General features: G+C 58.0%; 16 protein-coding genes. 14 read left to right on the top strand and 2 right to left on the bottom strand.

Annotated elements, in window-relative coordinates; translation table 11 throughout:
- Positions 1–412: 412 nt before the first annotated feature.
- From GTU67_RS02000 to GTU67_RS01985, 4 genes are all read left to right on the top strand, one after another.
- Complete coding sequence (locus GTU67_RS02000) at positions 413–1,381, top strand: RluA family pseudouridine synthase (protein WP_249417484.1); 969 nt, start codon at positions 413–415, stop codon at positions 1,379–1,381.
- On the top strand, positions 1,378–2,052 hold the full coding sequence (locus GTU67_RS01995; protein WP_185778507.1) for an HAD-IA family hydrolase: 675 nt from the start codon (positions 1,378–1,380) through the stop codon (positions 2,050–2,052). The genes GTU67_RS02000 and GTU67_RS01995 overlap by 4 nt, the downstream gene beginning before the upstream one ends.
- A 36-nt stretch (positions 2,053–2,088) precedes the next feature.
- A complete protein-coding gene (gene msrP, locus GTU67_RS01990) occupies positions 2,089–3,039 on the top strand; it encodes a protein-methionine-sulfoxide reductase catalytic subunit MsrP (RefSeq protein WP_185778506.1) in 951 nt (316 codons plus the stop codon).
- 84 nt (positions 3,040–3,123) lie between these two features.
- Positions 3,124–3,720, top strand: a complete 597-nt coding sequence (locus tag GTU67_RS01985) for a protein-methionine-sulfoxide reductase heme-binding subunit MsrQ (protein ID WP_185778505.1) — start codon at positions 3,124–3,126, stop codon at positions 3,718–3,720.
- Positions 3,721–3,770: 50 nt separating this feature from the next.
- Here the strand turns inward: GTU67_RS01985 and GTU67_RS01980 are convergent, their stop codons facing one another.
- Together GTU67_RS01980 and GTU67_RS01975 are read right to left on the bottom strand one after the other, a co-directional pair.
- The gene (locus tag GTU67_RS01980; RefSeq protein WP_185778504.1) at positions 3,771–4,484 is read right to left on the bottom strand and encodes an SAM-dependent methyltransferase; all 714 of its coding nucleotides are present in this window, start codon (positions 4,482–4,484) and stop codon (positions 3,771–3,773) included.
- Positions 4,481–5,065, bottom strand: coding sequence for a Maf family nucleotide pyrophosphatase (locus tag GTU67_RS01975; protein WP_185778503.1), 585 nt, complete (start codon positions 5,063–5,065; stop codon positions 4,481–4,483). The genes GTU67_RS01980 and GTU67_RS01975 overlap by 4 nt, the downstream gene beginning before the upstream one ends.
- A 327-nt stretch (positions 5,066–5,392) precedes the next feature.
- Between GTU67_RS01975 and GTU67_RS01970 the strand changes: the two genes are divergently transcribed.
- From GTU67_RS01970 to rpoE, 10 genes are all read left to right on the top strand, one after another.
- On the top strand, positions 5,393–5,929 hold the full coding sequence (locus tag GTU67_RS01970; RefSeq protein WP_185778502.1) for a YceD family protein: 537 nt from the start codon (positions 5,393–5,395) through the stop codon (positions 5,927–5,929).
- A 57-nt stretch (positions 5,930–5,986) separates the two neighbouring features.
- A complete protein-coding gene (gene rpmF, locus GTU67_RS01965) occupies positions 5,987–6,169 on the top strand; it encodes a 50S ribosomal protein L32 (RefSeq protein WP_093969072.1) in 183 nt (60 codons plus the stop codon).
- A gap of 41 nt (positions 6,170–6,210) precedes the next feature.
- Positions 6,211–7,293, top strand: a complete 1,083-nt coding sequence (gene plsX / locus GTU67_RS01960) for a phosphate acyltransferase PlsX (RefSeq protein ID WP_185778501.1) — start codon at positions 6,211–6,213, stop codon at positions 7,291–7,293.
- Between the two features lie 9 nt (positions 7,294–7,302).
- The gene (locus GTU67_RS01955) at positions 7,303–8,289 is read left to right on the top strand and encodes a beta-ketoacyl-ACP synthase III (protein WP_185778500.1); all 987 of its coding nucleotides are present in this window, start codon (positions 7,303–7,305) and stop codon (positions 8,287–8,289) included.
- Positions 8,290–8,329: 40 nt separating this feature from the next.
- Positions 8,330–9,262, top strand: a complete 933-nt coding sequence (fabD, locus tag GTU67_RS01950) for an ACP S-malonyltransferase (RefSeq protein WP_185778499.1) — start codon at positions 8,330–8,332, stop codon at positions 9,260–9,262.
- Positions 9,262–10,005, top strand: coding sequence for a 3-oxoacyl-ACP reductase FabG (fabG, locus tag GTU67_RS01945; protein ID WP_430458990.1), 744 nt, complete (start codon positions 9,262–9,264; stop codon positions 10,003–10,005). Before fabD ends, fabG begins: the two co-directional genes overlap by 1 nt.
- A 179-nt stretch (positions 10,006–10,184) precedes the next feature.
- Positions 10,185–10,424, top strand: coding sequence for an acyl carrier protein (gene acpP / locus GTU67_RS01940; protein WP_185778498.1), 240 nt, complete (start codon positions 10,185–10,187; stop codon positions 10,422–10,424).
- Between the two features lie 146 nt (positions 10,425–10,570).
- On the top strand, positions 10,571–11,800 hold the full coding sequence (fabF, locus tag GTU67_RS01935; RefSeq protein WP_185778497.1) for a beta-ketoacyl-ACP synthase II: 1,230 nt from the start codon (positions 10,571–10,573) through the stop codon (positions 11,798–11,800).
- Positions 11,784–12,245 carry a protein YgfX gene (locus GTU67_RS01930; RefSeq protein ID WP_185778496.1) on the top strand — a complete coding sequence of 154 codons (462 nt, stop codon included), beginning with the start codon at positions 11,784–11,786 and terminating at the stop codon, positions 12,243–12,245. Before fabF ends, GTU67_RS01930 begins: the two co-directional genes overlap by 17 nt.
- On the top strand, positions 12,242–12,844 hold the full coding sequence (rpoE, locus tag GTU67_RS01925) for an RNA polymerase sigma factor RpoE (protein ID WP_185778495.1): 603 nt from the start codon (positions 12,242–12,244) through the stop codon (positions 12,842–12,844). Before GTU67_RS01930 ends, rpoE begins: the two co-directional genes overlap by 4 nt.
- Positions 12,845–12,849: the final 5 nt, after the last annotated feature.

Below are 12,849 nucleotides of genomic sequence, written 5' to 3'. Positions count from 1 at the left end.
GGGGGCCGGGCTGAACAAATGTCAGAGGGTACCCACCTTGGTCATCAGGCAGGCACAGCGTGCCATTGGGCACGAGGTTCAGTCAGCAGGGAGGTCAGGTTCACAATGGTGTGTGGTTGACGAATAAATTGCTGGGAACAGCAGGCGCAGATTTGTACTTGCGCCTGGTGCATTTAAACTTTATGACTAGACTTAGCAAAGACGACAGCGTCGCACGCGGTTGGCAAGCACCCCCGGGGTGGCAATGGGTTTTGTGCTGCACCATTGTTCCGGTGGGAGATTGCCCCGGCGACCAAATGGCCCAGAAGCTGAGTGTCAAGGCAGTACAATGTGTTCTTCAATACCCACGGAGACGCATCCATTGCATCTCTACGCAGGTAGATACCCAGCTTCTACAGGCTGGCATGATTATATGCTGCTTTTCCATATGCGCAAACCCTCAGACACAAACACGCCTGCCCCTGCTGTTCAAATGCTGCTTATCGATGCCGAACAGGTCGGGCAGCGTGTTGATAATTTTCTTTTGCGTATATGCAAAGGCGTGCCTAAAAGTCACATTTACAAAGCCATTCGCGATGGTCAGGTGCGGGTGAATAAAGGACGCATACAGTCCGATTACCGGCTTGTCGAGGGCGATACCGTCAGGGTTCCGCCTTTTCGCATGCCGGCGCCCAATGCGCCCAGGGCTGTGCCGCCGTGCAATTTTCCGGTGGTCTTCGAAGACGACGCCCTGTTGGTTATCGACAAACCTTCGGGTGTGGCTGTGCACGGGGGGAGCGGGGTGTCTTTCGGGGTCATCGAGCAACTGCGGGCAGCGCGGCCCGATGCCCGCCTGCTCGAGCTGGCGCACCGGCTCGATCGCGAAACCTCCGGGCTGCTCATGATTGCCAAGAAGCGTTCGGCACTGGTTGCCCTGCACGACATGATGCGTGAAGGTAAAGGCCGTAAACGCTACCTGGCCCTGGTGTCGGGCGACTGGGTGAATGACCGGCAGCATATGCGGCAGCCTTTGCTCAAGTGGCTGACGGCTTCGGGGGAGCGACGGGTACGGGTCGACCCGACCGGCAAAGCGGCGCACACCATTATTTCGTTGCAAAAGCGCTTTGGTCGTTATTCGCTGCTTGAAGCTGAACTTAGAACCGGTCGTACCCATCAAATTCGTGTGCACCTGGCATCGGCCGGGTTTCCTATTGTGGGCGACGACAAATACGGGCCCGACGAGGTGCGCGATAAGTTCACAAGGTTAGGGTTCGGGCGCATGTTCCTGCATGCCTACAGGCTCGATATCCCCCATCCGCTAACGGGCGAGTTACTGGCCTTGTCATCGCCGCTGCCGCCCGAGTGTCAACGAATTTTGTCATACCTGGAGAAACAGTCGTGAAGCAATATGATGCCGTGATCTTCGATTGGGACGGCACCCTGATGGATTCGACCCACGCCATTGTCAGTGCCATTCAGCTCGCATGTGCCGATATGCAGTTGCCGGTGCCCGACCGCCGTCAGGCCAGTTGGGTGATTGGGTTATCTATTGAAAGCGCGCTTTATCATGTGGCGCCCGACCTTTCCTCCGATGACCTGCCGCATTTTGTCGAGCGTTACAAACACCACTTTTTTCAGCACGATCGCGAAACGCCCCTTTTTGACGGGGTGCCCCAGCTGTTGAACGTTTTGCGTGAACAGCGGGTCAAACTGGCTGTGGCGACCGGAAAAGGTCGCATGGGGCTTGACCGGGTTCTTGCCGCTTCGCGTTTGGGCGAGTATTTTGACGTTACGCGTTGCGCCGACGAATCGCATGGCAAGCCCCACCCGGGTATGTTGCACGACATCATGGGGTTTTTGTCGCTCGACCCCGAGCGTGTGCTGATGGTTGGTGACACAACGCACGACGTTCAAATGGCGCACAACGCCGGGGTAGACAGTATTGCCGTCAGTTACGGGGCGCACGACTTGCCCACGTTGCAATCGGCAAACCCCACGGTGCTCGTCCATAGCGTGACCGAAATGCACGACTGGCTGTCCGGCCGGGTCGTTCCAGCGATGCGGTGTGACTAATTACGGTCACTGCCGCGTCATCACGAGGTAGTGATTATGTCCAAGTTCAAGATTCCTGTTGTTCCGCCTAGCGAAATTACGCCCGAATCCCTATGGCGTGCCAGGCGCGAATGGTTAAAGAAGGCTGGTGGGCTTGCCCTGCCTGCGTTGGCGGGTTCAGCCTTGCCGGGTCTGGTTACGGCTGCGCCCCAATGGGGGGAACGCAACCCCGAGTACGCCGTCGATGCCGAGCTGACCTCCGAGACCGCCGTAACGACCTACAACAACTTCTACGAGTTCGGGACGGGTAAGGGCGATCCTGATGCACGGGGCGGGGCCTTCAAGTCCACGCCCTGGACGCTGACTGTCGAGGGCGAAGTCTTGCGCCCCAAAACGTTCGATCTAGACGCCTTGCTGGCGCTGGCCCCCCTCGAAGAACGGGTTTACCGGCTGCGTTGTGTCGAGGGCTGGTCTATGGTGATCCCCTGGAATGGCTACTCGTTGTCAGCACTGCTGAAGCAGGTCGAGCCGACCGCCAACGCCAAATATGTCGAGTTCGTGACGGTGATGCAACCCGAAACCATGCCCGGCCTGGCCGACCGCATTATCGATTGGCCTTATGTCGAAGGCCTGCGCCTTGACGAGGCGATGAACCCGTTGTCTATGCTGGTGTTTGGGGTGTACGGCAAATCGTTGCCGACGTCGAATGGCGCGCCTGTCCGGTTGGCTGTCCCCTGGAAATACGGGTTTAAGTCCGGCAAATCCATTGTCAAAATTCGTCTGGTTGAAAAGCAGCCGGTTACCAGCTGGGTAAAAATTGCACCGCACGAGTACGGCTTTTATGCCAACGTAAACCCCGAAGTGGCGCATCCGCGCTGGAGCCAGGCGACCGAACGCCGCATTGGTGCGGGATTTTTTGCGCCGCGGGTCCCCACGCTGATGTTTAACGGCTATGCCGATCAGGTCGCGAGTTTGTACAGCGGGATGGACCTTGTACGTAACTACTAAGTGGCTCGGCCGCCCGCGCAGGGGTACGTTGTCGTATAGAAAGCGTCCTGCGCGGCCGGTAATCGAACGCCTGAAGGTCTGGATATGACGCGGTCTCGTGTTGTTGTGTTTCTGCTTTGCCTGTACCCCCTGGGGTTTTGGCTGGCCCAAGGGTTTATCGGTGGCCTGACCGCCAATCCCCCCGAGTATCTCACCCGGTCTTCCGGCGAATGGGCTTTGGTCGGGTTGTGTCTCGTGCTGGCTGCGCCGCCGGCGCAGCGGTGGTTCGGGGTGACGTGGCCCTTGCGCCATCGGCGCATGCTGGGGCTGTTTACGTATTTTTATACGGTGCTTCATGTACTGGCCTGGGCGCTCTGGGAGCAGGGGTGGTCATTGTCAGCCATGTGGGTCGATATCGTCACCCGACTGTTTATTACCGTTGGGGTAGTGGCGGTAGTGTTGTTAACGCCTTTGGCCATAACCTCAACCAATGCCTGGGTACGGCGCCTGGGGCGCAATTGGCGACGGCTGCACTGGCTGGTTTACCCGGCGGTGGCGTTGTCGATCTGGCACTTCTGGCTGGTGCGTGCCGGCAAAAATGATTTCGCCGACGTATGGGTTTATGTCGTCGTGTTTGCGGTGCTGCTGGTCACGCGTGTTTTGGCGATAAAAAACACGGGTGCAGGCCGTCGCCGGCTGTAGCGTGGGTGCCACTGTCGCCGGCTGTGGCGCGGGTGCAACCGTAGTTGGGTTTAAGCCAGATAAAGAAACAGGGTCGGCTGGCGGTTAAGGTCGGGCTTGGGCGACGACTTCCAGTGGGCAATGGTCTTGGTCTTGATCCACTCGTGTTCGGTGGTGACCGAACGCGCAACACATAACCGGGTTGACCCTTTCAGTGTCTGGACCAGCGTTTCGAACATGGCGTCGTTACGATACGGGGTTTCGATGAGTAGCTGGGTCTGGTGTTGTTTTTGTGATTCGGCTTCCCATTGTTTGAGCTGGCGGGCGCGTTGCCCCGCGTCGACCGGTGCGTAACCATGAAACGCAAAGCGTTGGCCGTCGAGCCCGCTGGCCATTAACGCCAGCAAAATAGACGATGGCCCCGTCCAGGGCGCGACGCGCATACCCAGTGCGTGAGCAACGGCGGCCACTTGCGCCCCGGGGTCGGCGACAGCCGGGCAGCCTGCTTCCGAGACCAGGCCGATTTCCCCGCCTTCGGGTACGGCCTTGAGCCATTGGCGGATTTGATCGGCGCTGGTGTTTTTGGCCAGCGTATGAATGGTGATGTCTTGCAGCGGGCGCTGTGTGCCCACCTGCTTCAGGAAGGCTCGCGCGGTTTTGGCGTTTTCTGCGATGTAGGTGTCGAGCCGCCCGGCGAGCGTTTGTACGTCGTTGGGCAGCCAGCGCGAGGCAGGGGCTTCGCCCAGGCTTACCGGGATAAGATGCAGGGTGCGAGTTGTAGTCACAGTGGGGCGCAGGTTAAAGGGTTGATGTCGAAAGAGCGTAACATGCGCGACAACGCAATCAGCGGCAACCCGATAATTGCAGTCGGGTCATCTGAGCGCATGTTGTCCATCAGGGCGATACCCAGGCCTTCGGCCTTGGCGCTGCCTGCCGTATCGTAGGGTTGTTCGTGGTGCAGGTAGGTGTCGATTTCGGTGTTGGTCAGGGCTCGAAACGTGCAGTACGTCACAATGTCGTCCAGCTCGACACGGTGGCCGTCAGTGACGCACAGGGCACTGTGAAATTCGACGGTTTTGCCGCTAAGCAAACGCAACTGTGCTTTGGCGTTGTCAAACGAACCGGGCTTGCCGATGGGGTTGCCATCGAAGGTGGCGACCTGGTCGGCGCCAATAACAACGGCTCCCGGGGCTTGGTGGGCAACGGTTTGCGCCTTGGTCTGGGCAAGCCGCAGGGCCAGCTCGGCGGGCGGCTCGCCGGGTCGTGGTGTTTCGTCCACGTCAGGAGAACGGGTTTCGAAGGGCAGGGCCAGTCGGCCCAGCATTTCTTTGCGGTAGGGCGAACTTGATGCCAGAATAAGACGCATAGTGAAGTCAGGCCTGCGAAGTGTTTGACGCTAATAGCGGTAAAGCGGTATTATCTAATGTTTTCTTGGCAGGCAAAAGTATTGGCAACAAAACTGCGGCAAAAATGGGTGCTACAAGTGAACGGGTGCTACAAGTGAACGGGTGCTACAAGTGGCGCCAAAACAAAAGTGGCGCCAAAACAAGTTGGCGCCAAAGTTAATGCTGTGGCTGTAAGGCCAAATGCTGTGGCTGTAGGGCCAGATGTCGTGGCTACAGAGCCAAATGTAATTTTTTCGGCTGTTTAGGTACAAATTTTAATTTTGCCTGGTAGTCAGGGTAAACATAGCATGGTAAACACGTTAAACACTGGCGAGGGTAGTCGGTACATCGACACCGCCGAGTTTACTCGCTTAGGTGCCAAGCTTGACGGGCGTACCGGCCTTGAGGCATTTGGCCGGTTTGGCGAAGGTTTGCCGCAGCAGCCAGACGGCTGGGTAACGTGGTCTTTGCAAGGCGTGCGCGATTCAGGTGGCCAGTCTTTTTTATTGGTTACCATCAAGGCGCAGCCTGTATTGCAATGCCAGCGCTGTCTCGAACCCTTCGTGTTCGACGTCAATGTCAGTAACCGCGTGCAGGTTGTATCGCGCGAATCCGACCTCGACGACGAAGATGAAGACGATGACGCGCCCGAGCGTGTGCTGGGGGGGCGTCGCTTCGATGTCTTGTCTTTCATCGAAGACGAGCTCATCTTGGCCGTGCCCTATGTGCCCCGGCACGAGGTTTGCCCGTCGGTTGTGGCGCTTGCGCCCGAGCCCGAGCCTGTGCCCGAAGATATTCGCCCATCACCGTTCGCGGTGCTTGAGCAGTTAAAAAAGAAACACTAGTTTTGAAACCAACCCTCGAGGGTTCAATTTTGCGGTCCCTCGCTTTCAGGAGTCATCATGGCCGTTCAGCAAAACAAAAAGAGCCCGTCCAAGCGCGGTATGCATCGTTCGCACGATTTTCTGACCAATCCGCCGACAGCTATCGAGCCCACAACGGGCGAACTGCACTTGCGTCACCACATCAGCCCCAACGGTGTTTACCGTGGCCGTAAAGTGCTCAAAACCAAAAACGACGAATAAATTAAGTTGATATTTGCGATCTGTTCCAGATTGCGAGCTTAATGTCGATATCCAACATCCGAATCGCCATCGATTGCATGGGCGGTGATGTCGGTTTGCCGGTAACTGTCGCAGCAGCGTATCAGTTTGCCCAGCGCTACCCCGACACCCGCTTCCTGCTCGCTGGCGATGCGTCTGCTATCCAGTCCCAGCTTGCGCACATGGGTTGTGCTCAGGCCGATTGGTATCAAATTTTGCCGGCCTCAGAGGTCGTCCTCATGGACGATCCCGTCGAGGTCGCGCTACGACGCAAAAAAGACTCCTCGATGCGGGTGGCTGCCCAGGCTGTCAAAGACGGCCTGGCAGATGCCTGCATTTCGGCGGGTAATACCGGCGCCTGGATGGCGATTTCCCGGTACGTACTCAAAACGCTCGACGGCATCGACCGGCCGGCCATTGCCACCTCTATTCCCAATCAAAAGGGCGGGGCAACGACCATGCTCGATCTGGGTGCAAACGTCGATTGCACAGCGCAGCATTTGCTTCAGTTTGCCATCATGGGTTCGGCGCTGGTCAGTGCCCTTTACGGTCGGCCTCGGCCCACCGTCGGGTTGCTTAACATCGGTGAAGAAGTCATCAAGGGCAACGAAGTCGTCAAACAGACTGCCGAGCTGCTGCGTAACAGCGGCCTTAATTTTTATGGCAATGTCGAGGGCGACGATATCTGCAAAGGTACGGTCGACGTCATTGTCTGTGATGGCTTTGTGGGCAATGTCGTGCTCAAGTCCATGGAAGGCCTGGCGCGCATGGTCAGCGCCATGATGCGGGCCGAGTTCAAACGCGGGCCACTGTCCATGTTTGCCGGTTTGCTGGCGTCGCCGGTGCTTAACCGTTTTCGGGGCAAGGTCGATAACCGGCGTTATAACGGTGCGGCCCTGCTGGGTTTGCGCGGTATCGTCATCAAAAGTCATGGCTCCGCCGATGTTTATGCTTTCGGGTGCGCGCTTCAGCGTGCGCGCGAGGCCGTGCATAACCGTTTGCTCGACGGCACCACAACAGCCATCCACGATCTGCGTCGCAGTCTTCAAGAAGCCGAAGCCCTTCAGCGCGCGACATCCAGCGATATTTCGGGTCGCGCTGCCTAGTATTCCCTCATGGAAGCCAATATGCCTTTTGCCAAGATTACGGGTTCGGGGGGCTATTTGCCGCCCCGCGTGGTTACCAACAACGATCTGGCCGCCGAACTGGCGACCCGGGGTGTCGAAACCTCCGACGAGTGGATCATTGAGCGCACCGGGATTCGCCAGCGTTATATTGCCGATGCTGACACGCGTACCAGTGCGTTGGCCACCCGAGCCGCCCAAATGGCCATGGACGATGCCGGCATTTCGGCCGGCGATGTCGATCTCATCATTTTGGCCACCTCAACGCCCGATTTCATCTTCCCCAGTACCGCCTGTATTGTGCAGGCCAACCTTGGCATTCGCCAGGGTGCCGCTTTCGATGTACAGGCTGTGTGCAGCGGGTTTGTATATGCACTGACCACCGCCGACGCCTTTATCAAGGCTGGGCATGCCAAGACTGCGCTGGTCATCGGTGCCGAAGTCTTCTCTAATATTCTCGACTGGAACGACCGCAAAACCTGTGTGCTGTTTGGTGACGGTGCCGGGGCCATTGTGCTGCAGGCTTCCGATGCCCCGGGCATCGTCGGCGCCGAGCTACATGCCGATGGTAGTCAGGCCGGTATCCTCAACGCCAGCGGCAATGTGTGTGGCGGCAAAGTGGTGGGCGATCCGTTCTTGCGCATGGATGGTCAGGCGGTCTTTAAAATGGCTGTCAATGCACTCTCGAAGTCTGCACAAGACGTGTGCGCCAAATCGGGCGTGCAGTTGTCCGACATCGACTGGATGGTGCCGCATCAGGCCAACATCCGCATCATTAATTTCCTGGGCAAAAAGCTTGGCATTGCGCCCGAAAAAGTGGTGGTCACGGTCGATCAGCACGCCAATACGTCGGCCGCCAGCGTGCCTTTGGCGCTTAACACGGCGCGCCGCGACGGCCGTATCAAGTCGGGCGATCTCGTCCTGATGCAAGGCGTCGGTGGCGGGTTTACCTGGGGCTCCGTGTTGGCCCGCATGTAAAATTTCGTAAGAACATTTCAAGAACTCCGAGACAAATCACATGAAAGTCGCATTTGTATTTCCAGGTCAGGGCTCGCAGTCGGTTGGCATGATGGATGCCTGGGCGGGCAACACCGCTGTCGAGTCGGCGCTTGCCGAAGCGTCTGACGCACTGGATCAAGACCTGGCCGCGCTGATTGCGCAGGGCCCTGCCGACGCACTCAACCTCACAACCAATACGCAGCCCGTCATGCTGGCGGCTGCCGTTGCAGTGTACCGTGCTTGGCAGGCCGCTGGTGGCGCCCAGCCTGCTGTTGTGGCTGGCCATAGCCTGGGCGAATACTCCGCCTTAACGGCAGCCCAGGCATTGTCGTTACCCGATGCGGTGCGCCTGGTGCGTGTTCGTGCCGACGCCATGCAGGCCGCAGTGCCCGTAGGTACCGGTGGCATGGCGGCCGTTTTGGGCCTCGACGATGACGTCGTGCGCGATATTTGCCAGCGTGCGGCCCAAGGCGAAGTCGTTGAAGCCGTTAACTTTAATGCGCCTGCCCAGGTGGTCATTGCCGGTCATAAGGCTGCTGTCGAGCGCGCCTGCGAGCTGGCCCGCGAAGCGGGCGCCAAACGTGCGCTTGTCTTGCCGGTTTCCGCGCCGTTTCATTCCAGCCTGCTCCAGCCGGCCGCGAAGGTATTGCAGTCAGCCCTAGAGGGCGTTACGGTTAATGCGCCGGTCATCCCGCTCATCAATAATGTCGACGTGGCCACGCCCGAACAGCCTGCCCACATTAAAGACGCGCTGGTTCGCCAGGCGTGGCATCCCGTACGGTGGGTTGAAACTGTCCAGGCCATGAAGGCCCAGGGCGTTACCCACGTTGTAGAATGCGGTCCGGGCAAAGTGCTTAACGGGCTGACCAAGCGTATCGATCGCGATCTGGTTGGGCTGGCCATTACAGACCCTGCTTCGCTCGAAACCGCGTTGCAGACACTACAAGGATAATCATCGTGACTCAATCACTCGAAGGCAAAGTCGCACTTGTAACCGGCGCAACGCGCGGCATTGGCAAGGCCATTGCCCTTGAATTGGCTGCCCGCGGTGCAGTGGTCGTTGGTACGGCAACCTCCGAATCAGGCGCAGCGTCCATTTCCGAGATGTTGTCGGCGTCGGGGGGGCGAGGTGCCGCGCTCGACGTGAACGATGCCGCAGCTTGCGACGCCTTGCTTGCCGAGCTGGCCGCCGAGGGCGGGCCACATATTCTGGTCAATAACGCAGGCATCACGCGCGACACGCTGGCCATGCGCATGAAAGACGACGATTGGGCTGCCGTTATCGACACCAATCTGTCTTCTGTATTCCGCTTGTGTCGTGGTGTCATCAAGCCCATGATGAAAGCCCGTTGGGGGCGCATCATTAATATCACGTCGGTTGTGGGGTCAAGTGGTAACCCGGGGCAGGCCAACTATGCCGCTGCCAAGGCCGGCGTGGCCGGCATGACCCGCGCCCTGGCGCGCGAACTGGGCAGCCGCGATATTACGGTTAACTGTGTTGCGCCTGGTTTTATTGAAACCGACATGACCCGTGCGCTCAGCGAAGCCCAAACAGCCGCGTTGCTCACGCAAATTCCGCTGGGCCGCTTGGGTTCTGCGGCCGATATCGCCAATGCCGTCGGCTTTTTGGCCGCGCCCGAAGCCGGTTACATCACCGGTACCACGCTGCACGTCAATGGCGGCATGTACATGTAATTACCTGAACAGGGTAAAATCCTGTTCCTGTTAGAGGTGTTCCCTATATGACAACCCGCCGCATGCATTGCATAATGCGGCCTTAGTCCGGAAACACTGTTTTTTTAGTCATGGTCACAACGTATTTCCTAAACGTTTGGCTATAATTCGCGGGAATTTTTCCCCACTTGGAGATCTGCATGGAAAGCATCGAACAGCGCGTCAAGAAGATCGTCGCTGAACAACTTGGCGTCAACGAAGCCGAGATCAAAAACGAATCTTCCTTCCTTGACGACCTCGGTGCCGATTCACTCGACATGGTCGAGCTCGTGATGGCACTTGAAGACGAATTCGAAACTGAAATTCCAGACGAAGAAGCTGAAAAGATCACGACGGTTCAGCAAGCTGTTGACTACATTACGTCGCACAGCAAAGAATAATTTCAACGATTCGGCAAGGTGTCGTTCAAGCGCGCATTGCCAGGGCGGTTTCTAGAAAGCGTGTTGTACCGACATTAGCCTGCAGGGCGTGTTCAGTGCTGCAATGCGTTGCCTTTAAACCGCTTTTTTATTTTTAGGAGTCATCCGTGAAGCGACGTGTCGTCATTACCGGCCTGGGCATTATTTCGCCTGTGGGTAACGATATCGATAGCGCATGGGACAACATTGTCAATGGGCGTTCCGGTGTCAGCCGGGTAACGCGTTTTGATGCCTCGGACCTGAACGCGCAAATTGCCGGCGAAGTCAAAGACTTCGACGTCACCCAATACATGACGTCCAAAGAAGCCAAGCAAATGGATACCTTCATCCATTATGGCGTGGCAGCCGGGGTACAGGCCTGGCGCGACGCCGGCCTCGAGGTCACCGAAGCCAATGCCGACCGCATTGGCGTCATTGTGGGTTCGGGTATTGGTGGTTTGCCCCGTATCGAAGAAACCCAGGCCGAATACCTGGCACGCGGCGCACGCCGTATTTCGCCATTCTTCGTCCCCGGCTCCCTAATTAATCTGGTGTCCGGCCAACTGTCGATCATGCTTGGGCTAAAAGGGCCCAGCTATGCGGTCGTGTCGGCGTGTACCACTGGTTTGCACTCCATTGGCGATGCCGCTCGTCTTATCGAATACGGCGATGCCGACGTCATGGTGGCCGGCGGCGCCGAGTCAACGGTTTCGCCGTTGGGTATTGGCGGTTTTGCCGCCATGCGTGCGCTGTCCACTCGCAACGACGACCCTGAAACGGCTTCCCGTCCCTGGGATATCGATCGTGACGGTTTCGTATTGGGCGAAGGGGCGGGCGTTCTGGTCCTCGAAGAATACGAGCATGCACGCAAGCGCGGGGCTCGCATTTACGGCGAGTTTTCCGGCTACGGCATGAGCTCCGATGCGCACCATATCACTTCGCCTGACAGCGACGGCCCTCGCCGTGGCATGGTCATGGCGTTGCGTAATGGCGGCATCAACCTCGACGAAGTCAGCTATGTCAACGCACACGGCACATCAACGCCGCTGGGCGACAAAAACGAAACGGTTGCGCTCAAGCTGGCCTTTGGTGATCACGCCAAAAAGCTGGTGGTCAACTCCACCAAGTCCATGACCGGTCACTTGTTGGGCGCCGCAGGCGGTATCGAGGCCGTTTTCACGACACTGGCCGTGTATAACCAGGTTTCGCCACCCACAATCAACATCTTCAATCAAGATCCTGACTGCGATCTCGACTACTGCGCTAATCAGGCTCGCCCGATGCGCATCGATGTTGCGTTGTCCAATTCGTTCGGGTTTGGCGGCACTAACGGGTCCATGCTTGTCCGCCGCGTCTAACGTCTTTATGGCCTGCGGCCCGCTGTCGTGGCGGGTCCGGCCATCGGCCGGGCTGCTGTCATTTGCCGCGCTCATGGTCGCGACAGCAACAATGGCGTTAGGGTTGGTGCATTGGGCCCTGATGCCTTTGGTGGCTGCTTTTTTATTGGTCTGGCGGCGTACCCGGGCAGCACGCGCGCTGCTGGCCCGCGGCCAGCTGGCGTACACGCCTGCCGGGTGGTCTTATCGGGCCAACGCCGGTACACCTTGTGCCGTGTCATTGTCCCGCGCCTGGCTCGGGCCGGCTTTTGTAACGCTGGGGTTTCAAAGCCAGTCGTCTGCCGGGTCGGTGCAGGCCTTCGAAATCACCCTGTTCAAGGCCGGTTTGGGGCCACGGGCATGGCAACGCCTGTGCCTGCTGGTCACCCAAGATCTTCAGTTTTATGAATCCAGGAGTTCTGTGTGAGCGAGCGAGATGTCGACGCCGATCTTGTCGCCCGTGTGCAACGGGGTGACAAACGCGCGTTCGATCTGCTGGTCCTCAAGTATCAACGCAAAATCATGCGGTTGTTGTCACGTATGGTTCGCGAACCGTCAGAAGTTGAAGACGTTGCCCAAGAAGCGTTCATCAAGGCGTATCGCGCATTACCGCAGTTTCGCGGCGACAGCGCCTTCTATACCTGGTTGTATCGTATTGCCATCAATACGGCGCGTAATTGGCAAGCCGCCAATCACCGGCGCCCGATGGGGTCAAGTATTGTCGAAACTGAAGACAATGAAACTTTTGACCAAATCGACAACCTAACCGATATCAGTACGCCAGAATCTTTAATGGCCAGTCGTCAGGTGGTCGATACCGTAAACGCCGCCATCGACACGCTACCCGAAGATCTGCGTACGGCAATTGTGCTCCGTGAAATCGAAGGCATGACATACGAAGACATTGCCCAAACCATGAATTGTCCGATAGGTACGGTGCGTTCGCGTATTTTCCGCGCTCGCGAAGCAATCGCGGCGCAATTGCGCCCCGTTCTAGAGGCCGGCGGCGACCGGCAACGGTGGTAAGGAGT

The organism is Pusillimonas minor (assembly GCF_014237865.1).
GTDB lineage: Bacteria > Pseudomonadota > Gammaproteobacteria > Burkholderiales > Burkholderiaceae_B > Neopusillimonas > Neopusillimonas minor.
The sequence above is the reverse complement of the archived record's forward strand: the minus strand, read 5'-3'. Positions and strand labels throughout refer to the sequence as shown.